The organism is Amycolatopsis sp. MJM2582, from assembly GCF_000754115.1.
Classification (GTDB): Bacteria; Actinomycetota; Actinomycetes; order Mycobacteriales; family Pseudonocardiaceae; genus Amycolatopsis; species Amycolatopsis japonica.
Genome location: NZ_JPLW01000005.1, coordinates 322,025 through 339,285, shown reverse-complemented (window position 1 = coordinate 339,285; position 17,261 = coordinate 322,025). Strand labels below are relative to the sequence as shown.

Annotated in this window: 14 protein-coding genes; 7 read left to right on the top strand and 7 right to left on the bottom strand. The window is 69.7% G+C overall.

Translation table 11 applies throughout. The features are described 5' to 3' along the window. Positions 1-28: 28 nt before the first annotated feature. The 4 genes from ED92_RS29435 to ED92_RS29420 all read right to left on the bottom strand — a co-directional run bounded on the left by ED92_RS29435 (position 29) and on the right by ED92_RS29420 (position 7,460). A complete protein-coding gene (locus ED92_RS29435; protein WP_037344004.1) occupies positions 29-4,495 on the bottom strand; it encodes a hypothetical protein in 4,467 nt (1,488 codons plus the stop codon). 13 nt (positions 4,496-4,508) lie between these two features. Further along, positions 4,509-5,249: a hypothetical protein gene (locus ED92_RS29430; RefSeq protein ID WP_052120950.1), complete on the bottom strand. Its 741-nt coding sequence runs from the start codon at positions 5,247-5,249 to the stop codon at positions 4,509-4,511. Between the two features lie 47 nt (positions 5,250-5,296). Continuing rightward, positions 5,297-6,751: a hypothetical protein gene (locus tag ED92_RS29425; RefSeq protein WP_037344001.1), complete on the bottom strand. Its 1,455-nt coding sequence runs from the start codon at positions 6,749-6,751 to the stop codon at positions 5,297-5,299. 79 nt (positions 6,752-6,830) lie between these two features. Further along, positions 6,831-7,460 (bottom strand): peptidase inhibitor family I36 protein, encoded by a 630-nt coding sequence (locus ED92_RS29420; protein ID WP_037343999.1) that lies wholly within the window; start codon positions 7,458-7,460, stop codon positions 6,831-6,833. A 149-nt stretch (positions 7,461-7,609) separates the two neighbouring features. On the opposite strand from ED92_RS29420, the gene ED92_RS29415 reads away from it, so the two are divergent. The 6 genes from ED92_RS29415 (at position 7,610) to ED92_RS29390 (ending at position 13,720) form a co-directional block, all read left to right on the top strand. Further along, positions 7,610-8,008, top strand: a complete 399-nt coding sequence (locus ED92_RS29415) for a hypothetical protein (RefSeq protein ID WP_037343997.1) — start codon at positions 7,610-7,612, stop codon at positions 8,006-8,008. A 98-nt stretch (positions 8,009-8,106) separates the two neighbouring features. Continuing rightward, on the top strand, positions 8,107-8,544 hold the full coding sequence (locus ED92_RS29410) for a PPOX class F420-dependent oxidoreductase (RefSeq protein ID WP_037343995.1): 438 nt from the start codon (positions 8,107-8,109) through the stop codon (positions 8,542-8,544). Between the two features lie 310 nt (positions 8,545-8,854). Then, positions 8,855-11,359 (top strand): PQQ-dependent sugar dehydrogenase, encoded by a 2,505-nt coding sequence (locus ED92_RS29405; RefSeq protein WP_152611052.1) that lies wholly within the window; start codon positions 8,855-8,857, stop codon positions 11,357-11,359. 213 nt (positions 11,360-11,572) lie between these two features. Continuing rightward, entirely contained in the window at positions 11,573-12,175 is a 603-nt protein-coding gene (locus ED92_RS29400) for an RICIN domain-containing protein (protein ID WP_037343991.1), read from the top strand. A 2-nt stretch (positions 12,176-12,177) separates the two neighbouring features. Further along, positions 12,178-13,167, top strand: coding sequence for a hypothetical protein (locus ED92_RS29395; RefSeq protein ID WP_037343989.1), 990 nt, complete (start codon positions 12,178-12,180; stop codon positions 13,165-13,167). Between the two features lie 43 nt (positions 13,168-13,210). Then, positions 13,211-13,720: an NUDIX domain-containing protein gene (locus ED92_RS29390; protein WP_037344539.1), complete on the top strand. Its 510-nt coding sequence runs from the start codon at positions 13,211-13,213 to the stop codon at positions 13,718-13,720. On the opposite strand, the gene ED92_RS29385 is transcribed toward ED92_RS29390, so the two are convergent. Next, entirely contained in the window at positions 13,695-14,306 is a 612-nt protein-coding gene (locus tag ED92_RS29385) for a TetR/AcrR family transcriptional regulator (protein ID WP_235213386.1), read from the bottom strand. The two genes, ED92_RS29390 and ED92_RS29385, sit on opposite strands and share 26 nt — an antisense overlap. A gap of 85 nt (positions 14,307-14,391) precedes the next feature. Here ED92_RS29385 and ED92_RS29380 point away from each other — a divergent pair, with 85 nt between their 5' ends. Beyond that, a complete protein-coding gene (locus ED92_RS29380) occupies positions 14,392-15,270 on the top strand; it encodes a sterol desaturase family protein (protein WP_037343986.1) in 879 nt (292 codons plus the stop codon). On the opposite strand, the gene ED92_RS29375 is transcribed toward ED92_RS29380, so the two are convergent. Then, positions 15,244-16,248, bottom strand: a complete 1,005-nt coding sequence (locus ED92_RS29375; protein ID WP_037343984.1) for a glucosyl-3-phosphoglycerate synthase — start codon at positions 16,246-16,248, stop codon at positions 15,244-15,246. The two genes, ED92_RS29380 and ED92_RS29375, sit on opposite strands and share 27 nt — an antisense overlap. Before the next feature lie 85 nt (positions 16,249-16,333). Further along, positions 16,334-17,257 (bottom strand): hypothetical protein, encoded by a 924-nt coding sequence (locus ED92_RS29370; RefSeq protein ID WP_037343982.1) that lies wholly within the window; start codon positions 17,255-17,257, stop codon positions 16,334-16,336. Between the last annotated feature and the right edge of the window lie 4 nt (positions 17,258-17,261).

Below are 17,261 nucleotides of genomic sequence, written 5' to 3'. Positions count from 1 at the left end.
CAGGGTGGCACGGTGTGCCACATCCAGGTCACGCCGTCTCTTCCTCCTGCTCAGGCTCCTCCGATGGCCGCGTGAACAGCCGCGTCGCCGACAGCCGCGCGACGCCGTCCGGCTCGCCGAGTTCGTCGGTCGCGTTCCGGATCGTCGCGTCGACGGACAGGTACTTGCGCCCCGCCCGCAGGTCCGCGTCGTTGCGCAGCCGCACGATCAGCGGGAACTCGCTCAGCGCGCCGGCGTCGAACAGGCCGGTGGTGTAGATCAGCTGGACACCCAGCGCCTCCGCGACCGCGCGCTGCAGTTCCAGCAGGTAGCCCGCCGACGCGCGGCCGATCGGGTTGTCGAGGAACAGCACGCCGGAATGCCGGTTGCGGGCCTTGCCGCGGTTGTTCGCCCGCAGCGCCGCCAGAGTGCAGTACAGGATGATCGCCGCGGTCAGCTGCTGCCCGCCGGAGAACACGTCCCGGATCTCGGAGACCCGCTGCCGTTCGGTCCGCAGCACCGAGTCCGGCTTCAGCATGTCGACCCGGAACCCCTTGGGAGCGGCGGCCTGCACGCCGCGCAGCACGAGCGAAAGCCCGTCCCGTTTGACGTCGCGGCCGTCGGAGGTCTTGCCCACCGCGGCCTCGTCGACGACCTCGCCCAGCTTCTCGGCGAGCACGTTCTCCTCGAGTTCGGTGAAGCGGATCCGCAGGAACTCCTGACCCGACCAGTCGCCGAGACCGTCGGGCAGCCGTGAGACCCGTTGCGCCGCACGGAGTGTGCGCAGCGCGCCGTCGACCATGCCCTGCAGGCGGGTGATGATGCCGCCGCGGTGCCGGTCGATCTGCGCGAGATCGTCGGTGAGCGTGCGCAACCGGGGACGCAGCGCCTCCGCCCATTCCGCGGCGTGGGCGGGCAGCTGGTCGCGGCGGACCGAGATCACCTGCTGCCGCACCGGTGTGCTGAGCTTTTCGAACCGCTTGTCCGTGGCGTACTGCGCCAGCTGGTCGGCCGCCGCCCGCACCCGGCGGTCACCCGCGTCGGCCGCGTCCTGCGCCTCGGTGAGCGCCGTGTTGAGCCGGGAGTGCTTGGCGCGCGCGGATTCGACGTCGCCTTCGAACGGCGCTTCTTCGTCCTCTTTGGACAACAGATGCGCCATCGATTCGGCCAGGAGACCGAAGCCGGACGCGGACGTCTTCGCGGACTCCAGTGTCGCTTCGGCCGCGGCGCGGCGCTCCTGCAGTTCCTCCCATTTCCGCGCGGCGGCGGACACTTCGAGCCCGGCTTCGTCGATCAGCTCCAGGCCGTGCTCGATGTCCTTCGGCCGCGCGTCGAGGGCGAGCGCAGACGGCTGTTCCGGCAGCTGGCCCAGTTCCGCCTTGCGGGTCGCGACGAGCCCGACGATCTCGGTGCGCTCCTCCTCCAGCACCGCGACGGCCCGGTTCGCCCGCGCCTGCGCCGCGGCCCGCGCCGAAGCGTCAGAGCCGTCCGGCGTCTCCAGCAGCGCGGAAGCCCGCTCACGGACGGCGTCGTCCAACGCCTCCAGTGCCGCCCGCGCGGACGCCTCGACGCTCTCGGCCTGGTCGAGCTCGGCACGGAGATCGCTGCCGACCTCCACCTTCGCGTACGCCTCGGAGGCCGACGCGAAGGTACGCCGCAACGCGTCCACCGGTTCGGCGGGTACGGAGTCGTCTTCGGTGACGTCGCTCGATCCCGGCACCTCGGCCAGTTCCGCCTTCGCGGTCGTCGCCGTGCGCCGGTGCCCGTCGGCGGTGCGCTGTTCCTCGCCCGCCTGCTCGCGCAGCCGGGAAGCCTTCACCGCGGCTTCGGACGCCGTGGCCTCGGCCCGCTCGGCGATCTCGGTGGCACGTTCGACGTCGTCGGTCCACTCCGGGATCTTCGCGGCACGCGTGGCGAGTGCTTCCAGCCCACGAACGCGCTCCCCCGCCTCGGCCGAGATCGAGCGCAGCTCGGGGATCCGCTCCCGCAGCCCGGCCGCCTTCTCACCGAGCCGCTGGAACTCCTTTTCGGCCTGCTCCAAGGCGGTCCGAGCGGTCTCGTGCGCGGTGCGCGCGTTCTGGAGCTGCTCGGCGAGCGTCGCGATGCTGCCGGGCGGGTAGTCCTCACGCCAGGTCTTGAGCTTCCACGACAGCGCGCTGTCGTCGGCCAGCGACGTCGCCAATGCCTCCAGCCGGCGCTGACGTTCCGCATGCCGGAGCGCGATGGCCTCACGCTCGGCGTCGGCGGCCTCCTCGTCGTACATCGCCGGATTGGGCGGCACGAGGAACTCGATCCCGGCCTCACCCGGCAGCCGGTCGGTCGTGGTGGCCTCGGTCGTGGCGACGGGGATGATCGTGCTGGGCAGCAGCCGCCGCTCCGCCAGGACCTTTTCGGCGAGCCGCACCTGTTCCGGTTCGTTCAGCAGGATCCCCGAGACCAGCTGGGGGGCGCGGGCCAGCACGGCCGCCCGCCGCTTCTTGTCCAAAGTGGACAGATAGCGCCAGCCGGACCACGCGTTCATCCCGGCGGCCTCCAGCGCGCCGAGCGCGGCCTGGACGTCTTCGGGAGCGGGCAGGAGGCCGCCGGACCCGAGCGCGTTCAGCGCGCGCTCGTCGACGGATTCCTCCATCCGCAGCGCGGTCTGTTCCTTCTCCGCGGCCGAACCCGCCTCGCGCAGACGTTCCAGCAGCACCGGGAGATCCGTCTCCAGCGCGACGTCGTCCGCACCGAGGAGTTCGCTCAGCCGCGGTTCGACGGCGAGCGCGTCGGTGCGCCGGTTGGCGCGGTCGAGTTCCTCGGCCGCGCGTTCCAATCGGTCCTTTGTGGACCCCGCGAGCCGGTGCGCGTCGTTGACCGTGGCCTGCGCGGCACGCAGGTCTTCGGCGACACGTTCGAGTTCCTGTTCCCGGCGGACGAGTTCCGCGGCGGCCGTCTCGGCCTCGGCCCTGGCCGCGCGCGCCGCTTCGGCGACGTCCGCCCCGGCCTTGAGCACGCCGGAGCGGACGGCTTCCGCGATCTCCTCCCGGATTTCGGCGATCCGCGCCCCCAGCCCGCGAGCCTCCGCCCGGCGCGACGCCGCGAGGTTCGCCGACTCGTCGCGTTCCGCCTGCGCCTTCTCCGCTTCGGCCCGCAGGGCGGCCACATGGGCTTCGGCCTTCGCCGCCTGCTCGGTGGCGTTCTTGGCCAGCCCCAGCAGTCCCCTGGCGAGCGCGCCCGCGGCGGCGTTGCGCGCCTGCAGCGCCGGCTGCGCCTTCTGCTCGCGATTCCCCACCAGTTCCCGGAAATCGCGGGCCTTGCGGGCGGCGTTGAGGTGGTTGAGCACGGTGGCGCATTCACGCCAGGCCTCGGCCGCGGTCTTGGCCTCGGCCAGTTCGCCGTCGATCCGCTTCTTGCTCTCCTGCGCCTCGTCGAGCCGCAGTTTCCCGACCAGGCGGCGGAGTTCGGTGACCCCGGCGGTGAGACGGCGGTGGTCGCCCTCAGCGAGCTTCTCCGCGGATTTCACCTCGTCGACGTGCTGTTCGAGCCCGCTCAGCCGCTCGTTCTCCAGCTTGTCGCGGGCGGCGACCTGACCGGCCAGCGTCCGCATCTCGGCGCGGGCCGCGTCGGCGAGCTTCCGCGACGCGGCGGCGACGCCTTCCTCCTCCGCCAGCGGCGTGAGCAGGTCGAGCGCGCCCGCGACGAAGTCCCGCTCCGACAACAGATTCCCGCGCTGGGCGAGGTTGTGCGCGTAGGTCGCGACGACCTCGGCGAGATCCTTCGGCTCCTCCTCCGAAAGCACCGCGCGCAACAGGAACTCGACGAAAGCCTCGTCGGTGCTGAAGGCGAAGGCGTCCGCCGCCTCGCCCTCACCGGCGTTCATCGCGCGCTGGTACCGGAAAAGCTCGGTGTCGAGGCCGAGACCGTCGAGCCGCGACGTCCATTCGTGGTGCCGCCGGGTCCAGAACAGCTCCAGTTCCGGCTCGCCGCCGTGCACCTTGTCGAGCTGGTCGTGGAAACCGGACATCGTCAGCAGCCTGCCGTCCGACGTCAGCGGCAGCGAGTCCAGATCGAGCGAGGGCGTCGGCCGGAAGCAGTACCAGGAATCGACGAGGTTCTCCGAGTCGGCCGACACCACGTGCCCGCGCCATTCCGAGACCTTGCCGGTGATCACCCGGTGGCCGGTCTCGACCTGCAGCCACTCCAGCACGACGTGCGAAACGTCCTTGGCGGCGACGAACTTCTCCAGCACCTTGGTGTTCGTCGTGCCGACGACCTGACGGCGGCCGGGCAGCATGACCGAGAAGATCAGCTTGATCAGGACGGATTTACCGCCGCCGTTCTCCAGGAACAGCACGCTCGCCGGCGACGGGCGCCGCGGCGGCCCCTCCCCTGCCAGGTGGATCCCGGCGCTGAACAACGCGTCCTGTTTGGGTGCGGTGATGGCGGCGCCGACGCCGCTGAAGTCCAGCACGACGTCCTGGTACCGCGCGCCCGCCGGGCCCACCGAGTGCAGGCGAACCCGCGAAAGCTCGTACATCGACTCCCCTTGGTTAAAGCGTGTCCGACGCGGCCGCGCGCAACGTTCCGCCGCCGTTGGCCACCGACACCACGTTCAGCTCGAGCAGATCGTCGAAGGCCGCGTCGGCGGCGAGTTCCCGCACCTGCACCTGGTAGCGCGGTGTCGTCCGGTAGGTCCCGCCCTGTTCTCCGCTGACCTGGACCAGAAAGCCTTGATCGGCGAGGAACCGCAGGGCCCGCGCGACCATGCCGCGTGTGGTGTCCGACGACAGCCTGCCGTCCTTGGTCGCTGCGGCCGCCGGACGCCGGGCGTAGGCGCGCCACGCCTGTTCGAGTTCGGGCGCGTCGGCCAGCGGGTCGTTGTTCGCTTCGGCCTGCGCCGCGCGCTCGTCGAGGATCCGGCAGGCCTCACGCACCATCGCGTCCACCTGCTCGACACTGACGCGGCCGATGTAGGTGTCGTTGGCGAGGTCGTCCGGACGCGGGTAGCCGAGCGCGGCGGTGGCCAGATGGACGAGCCCGTGCAGGACCTTCTCGGTCTCGCGGCGTTCGCGGATCTTGCTCTGCCGCGCGTAGCTGTCCATCTTGATCTCGAAGACGGACTCGTCGGTCGCCGCCAGCACCGCACCGGCCTGGAGGTTGACCTCCAGCACCATCAGCCCCAGCCCGGCCGCGACCGCGTGCGTGAGCTGTTTGAACGCCCTGTCCTCGCCGTAGCGCCGGACCAGGTCGCCGTACACGACGTCCCGCGACGGCAGCTGCTTCGGGCGCATGCCGAACGAGACGAGCCGGGCCGCGGATTCGACGTCCCCGTTGGTCGTCACGCGACCTCCTCCTCTTCTTCTTCGTGTCGATCGACCGTGGCCGACGAGAGCAGCAGGTCCGCTCCGCCGAACTCGGGATCTTCGAGCAGCGTGCCGTCGTCCACGGCCAGCAGCACCTGACGCTCCCCCTGCCGGAGCGCCGCGCCGACCTCGGGACTGTAGGCGTGCACCGCCCGCAGGGCGACCAGGGCGGGCAACGCGGGATCGATCCGGCGTGCCTCTTCGAGCAGCCCGGACAGCCGTCGCGGCACCTCGGGCAGGTCGAGCAGGTCGTCGGCGAGGCGCCACTGCTCGTCGCCGAACTTGTCGGTGACGTCGGCGGGCATCAGCTCGGGCTCGGGGATCTCGCCGACGAGCTGATCGCGTTCGGGGGCGGGCCGCAGTAGCAGCGACACCAGCGAGGACAGCGACGGCACGGTCGGCGGCGAGATCCCGGCACCGGCGTGGAAGAACGACTCGGCAGGCGCGACGGCCTGGGCGATCGGCAGGCCCAGCGTCGGCATCAGGAGCTGGCCGAACAGGTCGATCGTGGCGCGCTGCGGCGGCCCGGAGAACTGCTGGCGGTCCTGCTCGGCCCGGAACACCGCGCCCGCGTCGGCGAGCCGGGACTGGAGCCGCGTGTGGCGGCGGATGCAGTCGCCGACGATGTCGACGAGTTCCGCGGCGCGGCGTTTGCGGTCGAGGTCCTCGGTCTCGTCCCGTGACGCGGTGATGTTCTTGAGGATCGCGTTCTCGGCGCGGAACCGGGACTCGATATGGGACAGCGCCTGATCCAGCAGATCCGGGACCTCGCGCTCCCAGTCGACCGCGCGCACGTCGCGGCGGGTGGCGTCGAGTTTGGCGCGCAACGTCTCGCCGTACTGGACCGTCCGGTAGCGGGCCTGTTCGGCGGCGAGCTTCGCGTCGGCGAGGCGGCCGCGGTTGATCAGGTTCTCCAGTTTGACCTCGGCCGCGATCTGCGCGGACTCGACGTCGGTGTCCAGCGCGCCGACGAGCACGTTGATCGCCTCGTCGGTGGCGCGCAGGTAGACCTCGCCGTCGGGCGCGGCCAGCTCGACGAGCAGTTTGAAGTCGAACTGGCGGCGCTGATACCCGCCACCGGGGCCGATGGAGCCGTAGACGCGGCGGAACCCGCGATCGGTGGTGCCGACGTTGATCAGGTTGTCGAGCACCCACCGGGCGACCTTGGCGTGTTCGTCCGGCGTCCGGCCGGGTGCCTGGAGCGCCACGAACGGCAGCAGGCGCGCGATCACCTGATCGTGGTCGGCGCCGGTGTCGAAGTCCATCGACACGGTGACCTGGTCGATCGTGTGCAGGGCGATCTCCGCCATCTGGTAGATCGTGGCGTCCGCCCAGTCCAGCTTCGACTTGCGCGCGTCGAGGTCGTGCAAGGGCGCTGTGCAGGCCAGCGCCTTGAGGCGGCGCGTCAGCCCCTCGTCGGCCAGCCCCATCCCGGTCAGCTCGTCGTCTCGCACAGCAGGCCAGGCTAGTCGCCGTCCCCTTCACCCCGCACGGGTGACCGGGTGGAGCTCAGGTGTGGACGTAGGACTGGATCAGGATCGAGGTTTCGGCGCCGCCTCGATGCTGCAGAATCGTCCGGTCCCCGCCCGCGCAGTCCCGTCCGGCGTAGCCCCAGTGCCGCTCCGCGCTGCGGTTCACCATCGACCTCGCCGGGAACGGCAACGCGGTGCACTGGCGTCCGTCACTCGCCCAATCCGGCGGCAGCTGCACCTTGGCCCCGCCGTAGCCGGGTTCGGGCCAGAAACAAAGGAAACCTTCCGCGCAGTCCGGGACGACCGTGGCCGCCGGAGCCGAGCCGGAATGATCCGAAGCCAGGACGAGCACCACGGCGGTGGCGGCGAGCCCGGCGGCCACCGCCGAGCCCACCCGGAGCACGCGTCTTCGCCACGGTCTGGCGGGCGGGCTCGTTTTCACCTCGCCCCGGATCCGGTCGAAGCGCTCGAACAGTTCGGGCTTCCCGCAGCCGTGCAGATAGCAGCGCAACTGCCCCGCCGTCGGCAGCAGACCGTTCTCGATGTTGGACACCCGTTGCCGGGTCAGCGCGTCCTGGCCGAGCAAAGAGCGTTTGGCGACGCATTCCTGAGTGAGCCTTCCGCGCACCTCGCGCAATTGCGCGCCGAAGTCCTTCGCAGTGGACATGGTCCCCCCTCCCCATCGCCATTGTGTCGCACCCGGTCACGGTGTCGCGGGACGAACCGCGACATACCGCGACATCGTTTTCCCTGGTCAGAGCCACGCGATGCTGCTGTCGTGGACGTGTCGGACGACCGATCAGGGAGGAATTCACCATGAAACGTTCACTCGTTCCGGTGGCCGCGGCCGCCGCCTTGCTCGTCTCGGGTGTGGCCTGCACACCGGCTTCCGCGGCGGAAGAGGGCAACTGCACACCGGTCGTGCACTGGTGCGGCGGGGTCTTCAACGACACTCCGCGCGTCGTCACGGTGGCCGGGAACTTCGACGGCCGGAACTACACCGATCTCCTGCCGCTCAGTGCCGGCGGGCGGACCGGGCCGAACCGGGACATCGACGGCGTGCGTATCCCGGTCGGCTGCACCGCGCATCTGCGCACGATCGTCAACCGGTGGGGTGGCGAGGACTACGACGGCGGCGCCGCGTACGCGTCGGGCACCTGGCACCGCATCCACGACGACGAGGTCGTCAAGATCACCCGGCTCGCCTGCCGCTAGCCGGGGCGGGGTGCCGCCCGGCGGCCGGGGGTCCGGGCGGCACCACCCGCGGGTGACCGGGGCTGCTCACCGCCGGGGTGTCCCAGTAGCGTCGGGTCATGCGTGAAATGAACAGGGACGAATGGTGGGCCTTCGCGAGCGAAGGCACGCGGACGGGCATGCTCGGTCTGGTCCGCGCCAACGGGGCGGCGATCGTGACGCCGGTGTGGTTCCTGCTGAACGAGGGGCCGGACGGGGACGAACTGATCTTCACCACCGGCACGGACACGCTCAAGGGCAAGGCGCTGCGGCGCGACCCGCGGCTTTCCCTCGCCGTCGACGACCAGAAGCCGCCGTACTCGTACGTGCAGTTCACCGCCGAAGCCGTGTTGCACCACGACCTCGGCGAGATGCTCGAATGGGCGACCAGGCTCGGTGGCCGGTACATGGGTGAGGACAAGGCCGAGGCCTACGGCAAGCGCAACGCCGTACCGGAGGAGTCCTTGGTACGCGCGCGGATCACGAAGGTGATCGCCCGCGCCGACATCGCCGGCTGACCCCTTCCCCTCTCGCATTTAGTCCTCTGGATGCGGTCCTTGCGCGTGCAAGTACCGCATCCAGAGGACTAAATGCGTTTAAGGGGGTCACCCTCCGTGTTGATGTTGGTCAAGTATTGACACGAAGCACCCACTGGTGTGTGATCTGAACCATAGATAGGAAAGTTTCCTAACTAAAACTCCGCCTTCCCCGCCGGGCCCCGCCCGGTCCGCCGTTGTACCTCCCGACCCCCGAACTTCACGTATGGAGGCTCCAGTGGCACCCCGACCACCGTGGCGCGCGCTGCTCACGTGTGCCGCCGCGACGGCGATGACCGTCGCCGTCCTGCCGGCTCCGTCCGCCGGCGCGGCACCGACCGATCACGAATCCGAAGCCGCCACGATCTCCCAAGGCGCCGTCGAAAAGAACCACGCGGGCTACTCCGGCACCGGGTTCGTGAACTTCGACAACGTCGTCGGCAGCTACGTCGAGTACACGGTGAACGCCGCGCAGGCCGGAACCCAGACGCTGACCTTCCGCTACGCCAACGGAACCACGATCGACCGGCCGGTTTCCCTCAGCGTCAACGGCACCGCGGCCGGGACGCTGTCGTTCCCCGGCACCGGCGCGTGGACCACCTGGAAGACGGTCACGAAGGACGTCGCGCTGGCCGCCGGGGCCAACAAGATCCGCACCACCGCCACCACCGCGAACGGCGGCCCCAACGCGGACAAGCTCACCGCGAGCGGAGCGACCGACGCCGAGGCGCCGACGCCGCCGAAGAACCTGGCCGCCAAGGACGTCAAGGCCCGCAGCGCCACGTTCACCTGGGAAGCCGCGACCGACAACGTCGGCGTGGTCCGCTACGACGTGATGCGCGGTGGCAACGTCCTCAAGTCCGTCGACGGGAACACGCTCACCACGACCGTCGACAACCTGCAGCCGAACACGGCCTACGACATCTCGGTCGGCGCCTTCGACGCGGCCGGGAACCCTTCGCAGCAAAGCAATGTCGTCCAGTTCACCACGCCGTCCAGCGGAGACACCACACCCCCGACAGTGCCGGGGAACCTGCGCTCGACGTCGGTGACCGCGAACAGCGTCTCGTTGGCGTGGAACGCTTCCACGGACGACAGCGGCACCATCGCCGGTTACGACGTGTACCAGGGCACCACGAAGGTCGCGACGACACCGTCTCTCGAAGCCACGGTCACCGGCCTGACGGCGAACACGTCGTACACGTTCACGGTGAAGGCCCGCGACCTCGACGGCAACGTTTCGGCCGCGAGCGACGCGCTGACCGCGAAGACGAGCGGCGCCACGGGCGGCGGGATTCCCGAGTACGACAAGGACATCACGAAGGCGGATCTCGCCTGGTCCGTCGACTTCCTGCCGGACGGCACGGCGCTGGCGACCGAACGGGACCGGTTCGAGATCCTGCGGATCACGCCGTCGGGCGAGAAGACGACGGTCGGCAAGGTCCCCGGCGCGGTCGGCACCAACGGCGAGGGCGGCCTGCTCGGCATCGCGATCTCGCCGAACTACGCCACCGATCACGCGATCTACCTGTACCACACCGCATCCGGCGACAACCGGATCGTGAAGATGACCTACGACAACGGAAAGCTGTCTTCGTCGTCGACGCCGGTGCTCACCGGGATCGCCAAGAACCGTTACCACAACGGCGGACGGCTGCGGTTCGGTCCGGACGGCAAGCTCTACGCCACCGTCGGCGACGGGCAGAACAAGGACACCGCGCAGAACAAGGGCTCGCTCAACGGGAAGATCCTGCGGGTCAACCCCGACGGTTCGGCGCCGAGCGACAATCCGTTCTTCTCCACCGGTGGCAACGCCCGCTACGTCTGGAGCTTCGGGCACCGCAACCCGCAGGGCCTGGCCTGGGATTCGCGCGGTCAGCTGTGGGCGTCGGAATTCGGCGACGGCAAGCTCGACGAGCTCAACCTGATCCAGAAGGGCGGCAACTTCGGCTGGCCCCAGTGCGAAGGCACCGAAGGATCCTGCGGCGGCACGGTCGCGCCGAAGAAGACGTGGCCGACCAGTTCCGGCGGGCCGAGCGGGATCGAGATCGTCAACGACTGGATCTACGTCGCGGCGGTCACCAGCGCGCAGCTCTTCGCCACGCAGATCAACGCGGCGGGCAACGGCGTCGGTCCGGTGCAGTCGCTGTTCTCCGGCCGCTGGGGCAGGCTCCGCTCGGTCACCAAGACACCGGACGGCGGGCTGTGGGTCACCTCGACCAACGCGGACAAGAACGGCGGCACGCCGAGCGTGCTCGACAACGTGGTGGTGCGGCTGAAGTTCCCCGGCGGCTCGCAGCCGGGAGCGTTCAAGCTGACCAGTTCCGCGTTCGCCGACAACGCGACCATCCCGGACAAGTTCACCTGCGCCGGTGACGGCACCGCGGGACAGGACACCTCGCCGCCGCTGGCGTGGAGCGCCGGGACGACGGGCGCCAAGGGGTACGCGATCGTCTTCGCCGACGTGGCCAACAACGGCAACAAACTGCACTGGGCGATCTGGGACATCCCGGCCTCCGCGGCTTCGCTGCCGGAAGGACTGGGCTCGGGCTTCACGGTCCCGAACCAGAACGGCGCCAAGCAGAAGGCCATGGGCAGCGGGGCGAACTCGCAGAAGTACTTCGGCCCCTGCCCCGGCGGCTCCAGCCATCCCTACACGTTCACGCTCTACGCGCTGAAGTCGGCGACGGTTCCGGGCTTGTCCTCGTCCTCGACGATGGCGCAGATCGAAACGGCCATCAAGAACGCTTCGACGGCCAACGTCAAGCTGCGCGGCAAATCCAGCGCCGCGTCCTGAGCACGGCCGGGGTGTCCGGAGCGGCGCCGGGCACCCCGACCGTATCCAGTGTGACTGGAGGAACGCCACCCCGTCCGGGATTTCCCGGCGGGGTGGCGTTTTCGTGAAGAACAACCACGTTGACGGGATGTGAGCCGAACCGGCAGGATCATGGTCAGCAGGTCGTCCTGGTCGGGGCCCAGTGAAGACGCCTGCGGCGAACTGGGGAGAAAATTGCGTAATCTCAAGCGATTCGTCGTGTCCGTGGCCGTTCTCGCCGGATTCTCGGCACTGCTCGGCGCGCCCGCCGCCCAGGCGGACGAGCGCGTCGATCTCGGTCAGCTGAAGCTTCGTCCCGCCAAGATCCACGGCGTGGGCATCGCCGCCCAGCAGGACGTGTACCTGATCGGCCCGGCGTCCGACGAAAGCCGTTGCCTGGACGCGGATCTGGGCACCATCAACGGCAACGGCACCAAGGTCCAGCTGTGGACCTGCATCGTCAACCCGGACAACACCATCCCGGCCAACCAGGCCTGGTACGTGACCCAGATCCCGGAGGGGCACTACCGCTTCCAGAACGCCCACAGCGGCCGGTACCTGGATGCCGATCTCGGCACCATCAACCGCAACGGCACCAAGATCCAGCTGTGGGACTACATGGCGGGTGGTTCGAACCAGTGGTTCACGGTCACCGAGAACCCCGAGGGCTACCTGCGCCTGCAGAATGTGCGCAGCGGCCGGTACCTCGACGCCGACCTCGGCACCGCGGGCCGTGACGGCGGAGTCGTGCAGCTGTGGGACTTCGTGGCGGGCGCCAAGAACCAGTGGTGGTTCTGACCATGACGGTCCTCCGCAGGGGTGCCGCGCTGGCCGCCGCCCTCGTCATGACCGTGTGCGGCGCCGGGGCGGCGCAGGCCGCACCGGCGCACGAAGCCGGTGATTGTTCTTGGCGGCAGACCAAACTGAAGATGCCCTCCAGGATCGACTACGCCTACATCGACGGATCCGCGGGGACGGAGTGGATCGTCGGGAACGGCAGCGACCATTCCGAACCCAGCGAGGGGATCATCTGGCACAACGGTCAGCCCCGGATCATGCTGCGCTTCGCCGACGGCGCGTGGAACCACACACGGGACATCAACCGGAACGGAGTGGTCGTCGGGGCGAAGGTCGGTGACGGGCGCGAGTCCGCTCCGTACGTCTACCAGAGGTTCTACCGCTGGCTTCCGGCACCGGAGACCGGGCACACGTACGCCACCCGCCTCAACGATCGCGGCGACATCACCGGTTTCGTCGAGGTCGCTGGCGAGACCCGGATCGTCTTCTGGCCCGCGGGTGGGGCCGGGTACCGGATCCTCGGGGACGGATTCCCGGTCGGGATCGACGAAACGGGGCGGGTGGTGGCCTCGACCGGCGAGATCTACCACGCCGACGGCAGTCAGGGCAGGCTCCGTTCGCCCGCCGGTCTCACCGGGATCGTCGCGTCGCAGTTCGACGAAGGCGTGGTCGCCGGCCACGGCTTCGACTCGGCGGGCGGGCGCACGGCCGTGGTGTGGAACTCCGCGGGCGACGTGCTCTCGACCATCCCCGGCGCGACGGCGAAGGCGGCCAACTCGAGCGGGCTCGTGCTCGGGTTCCGCGGCACGCACGCGGAAGGTTCGGCGACCGTGTGGCGGAACGGGGCGGACGAGGCGACGATCACCGGCCCCAGGCCGGGTTTCTCGGACGAACCACATCCCTTCGGTGCGGATGCCGCCCTGACCGCGGACGGCACGATCATCGCCACGCCGACCGGTTTGCCCGAGCCGTCGTACTGGCGTTGCTCGTGATTTCCTGATGTCCGGTCCTTCACCGGCCGCTAAGCTCCGGCCGGTGAAGGACTGGACGTTCTGCCCGCGCTGCGGGGACCGGACGAGACTCGACGGCGCCGGCGAGGACACGCACGTCCTCTGCCCCGCCTGCGGCTTCACCAAATACGACAACCCCTTGCCGACCACGGTCGGTCTCATCCTCGACGGCGACCGGATCCTGTTGCTGCGCCGGGCACACGAGCCGCGCGAGGGCGCTTGGGACACCGTCGGCGGTTTCCTCTCCGGCGCCGAAACCGCCGAGGAGAACCTCGTCCGCGAAGGGCTGGAGGAGATCGGCTGCGAACTCCGGAACCTCCGCTTCGCCGGGACGTATCCGTCGGTCTACGGCGACACCGGCCTGAAGACGATCGGCCTCGCCTTCGTCTGCGAGCTCCCCGAGGACGCGGAAATCGTGCTGTCGGACGAGAATTCCGAGTACGCCTGGTTCCCGCTGGCCGATCGACCGCCGCTCGCCTTCGCCGACTGCGAGGCCGCGGCCGCCTCGCTCACCAGCCGAACAGGTTCCGCATGATCCGCGAGCAGCGCTCGGTCATCGCCGCGGCGTCCTGATCCGGCTGGTCGATCCACCAGCTGATCAGGGAGTCGACCACGCCGGTCCAGACCTGGGCGATCGCCTCGATGTCGCGGTCGTCGTCCAGCCCGCGCGAGTGCATCAGCTGAGCGGCGCCGACCAGCGCGAAGCCGTCGAGCCGGTAGCGGTAGTCGACCGCGACACCGGCGATCTCACCGGTCGAGGGCACCGTCGGGTCGCGTAGCAGCTTCCAGGCGTACCGGTCGTTGTCGAACGTCTCGAAGATGGCCGAGAGCACCGCGAGCGGCATCCGTTCCGGCGGCTCACCCTCCTCCGCCATCGTCTCGGCGACGCCTTCGGTCAGCCTGTCCCCCGCCCGGTGCAGGCAGGCGAGGTACAGCCCGTCCTTCGAGCCGAAGTACTGGTACAGCAAGGGTTTCGTGACGCCGACGCGGCGGGCGATCTCCACCATCGACGCCCCGGCGTACCCGTTCTTGCCGAACTCCTCCGTCCCGGCGCGCACGATCTGGGACTCCCGCTCCTCGCGGGGCACCCCCTTCGTGCCGACGGCCCTTGCTTCTGTCACGGCGGTTATCTTACCCTGAGGTAAATGACCCTAGGGTAAGTTACCTGATGGTCAGATAACCGGGGGCGGGACAGGGAGAGGTGCGGTGGCGGATTTTCTTGCCCATCTGAGTGACCCGGTGCTGATGGCGACGCCGGTGTTCCTGCTGTTCGTCGCGATCGAGATCCTCGCGCTGCACGTGCTGGGACACGACGACAACGTCATCGGCTACAGCGTCAAGGACACCCGCACCAGCATGTCCATGGGCGCGGTGGCGGTGGTGATCAACGGCGTCTTCCGCATCGCCATGCTGTTCGTGTTCGCCGCGCTCTACGAACTCGCGCCGGTGAAGTTCAGCCCGCACGACTGGTGGACCTGGGTCCTGATGCTGCTGGGCCAGGAGATCGTCTTCTACGCCTACCACCGCGCGAGCCATCGCGTCCGGCTCATGTGGGCGGGCCACCAGGTGCACCATTCGAGCGAGCACTACAACTTCTCGACGGCGTTGCGGCAGAAGTGGACCCCGTACTTCCAGCTGCCGTTCTGGTCGATCCTCGCCCTCGCGGGCATCCCGCCGTGGATGATCCTCACCGGCCTGTCGATCGACCTCGTCTACCAGTTCTTCGTGCACACCGAGAAGATCCGGAAGCTGCCGCGCTGGTTCGAGTACGTGTTCAACACGCCTTCACACCATCGGGTGCACCACGGCAGCGACCAGGAGTACCTGGACGCGAACTACGGCGGCATCCTGATCATCTGGGACCGGATGTTCGGCAGTTTCGTGCCGGAGGGCAAACGCCCGACCTACGGGCTGACCAAGAACGTCGACTCCTACAACCTGCTCAAGGTCGGCTTCCACGAATACGGCTCGATCCTGCGCGACGTCCGCGCGGCCGGCTCGTGGCGGGACAAACTCGGTTACGTGTTCGGCCCGCCGGGCTGGCAGCCCAAGGAAGCATTAAGCGCTCCTGCGCAGCGCGGGTGAGTTCTCCGGGCGGATCTCCGGCGGGAGGCTCTCCAGCGGCGGCCGCTGGGTGAGGGTCACGTCGGTGAGCACGAGTTCCCGCTCGACGGTCTCCCCCGCGCCGCGCCGGAACTGGGCGAGCGACGTCGACGGCGGCGCCGCGGAGATCACCCGGCCGCCGCGCTCCAGCCGGTCCATCAGGGTCAGCATGATCTGCGCGGCCATCCGGCCGAGTGCCTGGGTGCCCTGATGTCGGTGGGTCCGATGGCCGAGGTCGACCTGCGCGAGCGCGTCGAGCCCGTGCAGTTCGAGCAGGTCGATCAGGTGGCCGACCTCGACGCCGTAATGCGTGACGAACGGGATGCCTTCGAGCACTTCGCGCCGTCCCGCGTACTCGCCGGCCAGCGGCTGGACGAAACCGGCCAGTTCCGGCCAGTACATGTTGAGCAGCGGACGGGCGACGAGTTCGGTGACCCGGCCGCCGCCGTCGGGTTCGACGCCCGCCGCCCCGGCGAGCGGACGGTGGTAGAACCCTTTGACGTAGGCGATCGCCGGGTCGGTCAGCAGCGGCCCGAGCAGTCCGGTCACGTAGTCCGCGGTGAAGTCACGGAGGTCGCCGTCGACGAAGGCGACCAGGTCCCCGCTGGTTTCGGCGACGCCCTTCCAGAGCGCTTCCCCCTTGCCCGTCAGGCTTCCCAGTTCCGGGAACACCGCGTCCTGCGCGACGACGTCCGCCCCGGCCGCGGCGGCGACCTCGGCGGTCGCGTCCGTGGAATGGCTGTCCACCACCAGGATCTCGTCCACCAAGGGGAACCGTTCGACGAGCTCGCGCCGGATGGTGCCGACGATCGCGCCCACCGTCTCCGCCTCGTCGCGAGCCGGGATCACCACCGAAACCCGCGTCCCGCGTTTGGCGGCGACCAGCTCCGCCGCCCACCAGTCACCCGCCCGGCTGCTGCGCCGCGCGAGCCACGTGCCGACCTCCGCCGATACCCGCATGGCTGCCCCTTCCCTCGAAGATCACCTCACCGGTGAGCTTCGAGGGCGGCTGTTTCCATCCGTCGTCGCCGCGGAAACCGCCGCGTTACGCCTGCCCGCCGGAGGTTAACGCCCGGGAGAGCACCTCACCCGTCCGTCGTTTGGCGAGATAGAACGCCGCCTCGTGCGGCTTCGCCCCGTTGTCGACCGTGTAGCCGCTGTCCAGGACCCCGTCGGCGCCGGGGAACAGCCCGCTGAGGTCGGGCCGGGCGGCGACGAGGTCGTCCCGGTCGGCCAGGTTCACCCAGCTCGCGACGCCGGGCGGGACGGACGGCGGCTGCGGGCGGGTCCGTTCGTAGACGACCGTGCGCAGGCCCAGCGGGGAGCCGAGGGTGAGCAGCAGCGGCAACGGGCGACCGTGCAGATGGGCGGCCTCGTAAGCGACGACGGAACCTAGGGAATGCCCGATGATCGCCTCGGTCTCCGGCCCGATGTGCTCGGCGACGCGGGCCTGCACGCGTTCCCGGATCGTCTCGTCGGTGAGGTACAGCGTCACCTGCTTGAGTGCCTTGACCACCACTCGTTCGGCGAACGCCACCCCGAGCCGCGCGAACGGCTTCAGCCGCACCAGCGCGTTCAGCACCGGGCGGGCGGCCGCGCGCACGCCCTGGGTCTCCCCCGCCGGACCGCCGAGCAGGTCCAGTTCGGCCTTCGCCCGGTTCCGGTCCGCCTCGCGGGACGCCGAAGAAGCCGCGTTCCGGAGCCATTCCGCCGCCAGCGTTTCGGCGAGCGCCCACTCGTCCGGGGTGAGTTCGTCCGCGCCGCCCTGCTGGCCGTCCTTCCGGAAAAGGTCACCGTAGAAGGCCATCCGCGCGTCACCGGGCCGGGCGTCGCGCCACAGGGTGTCGGCCAGCGCGGCGTCACCGGCGAGCCGGACCCCGCCCGCCAGGCTCGGCAGCCATTCCGCCTCGAGCGTGTCCGCGGACTTCTGTTCCTGGGCGATGCCGTGCACCAGAACGATCCGAGCCATGGCG

Bases quoted from the DNA above. Each gene is read 5' to 3' on its own strand.
- ED92_RS29370 (WP_037343982.1), bottom strand. From the start codon at position 17,257: ATGGCTCGGATCGTTCTGGTGCACGGCATCGCCCAGGAACAGAAGTCC.
- ED92_RS29415 (WP_037343997.1), top strand. From the start codon at position 7,610: ATGAAACGTTCACTCGTTCCGGTGGCCGCGGCCGCCGCCTTGCTCGTC.
- ED92_RS29425 (WP_037344001.1), bottom strand. From the start codon at position 6,751: ATGGGGCTGGCCGACGAGGGGCTGACGCGCCGCCTCAAGGCGCTGGCC.
- ED92_RS29375 (WP_037343984.1), bottom strand. From the start codon at position 16,248: ATGCGGGTATCGGCGGAGGTCGGCACGTGGCTCGCGCGGCGCAGCAGC.
- ED92_RS29435 (WP_037344004.1), bottom strand. From the start codon at position 4,495: ATGTACGAGCTTTCGCGGGTTCGCCTGCACTCGGTGGGCCCGGCGGGC.
- ED92_RS29410 (WP_037343995.1), top strand. From the start codon at position 8,107: ATGCGTGAAATGAACAGGGACGAATGGTGGGCCTTCGCGAGCGAAGGC.
- ED92_RS29395 (WP_037343989.1), top strand. From the start codon at position 12,178: ATGACGGTCCTCCGCAGGGGTGCCGCGCTGGCCGCCGCCCTCGTCATG.
- ED92_RS29405 (WP_152611052.1), top strand. From the start codon at position 8,855: ATGACCGTCGCCGTCCTGCCGGCTCCGTCCGCCGGCGCGGCACCGACC.
- ED92_RS29420 (WP_037343999.1), bottom strand. From the start codon at position 7,460: ATGTCCACTGCGAAGGACTTCGGCGCGCAATTGCGCGAGGTGCGCGGA.
- ED92_RS29430 (WP_052120950.1), bottom strand. From the start codon at position 5,249: ATGCGCCCGAAGCAGCTGCCGTCGCGGGACGTCGTGTACGGCGACCTG.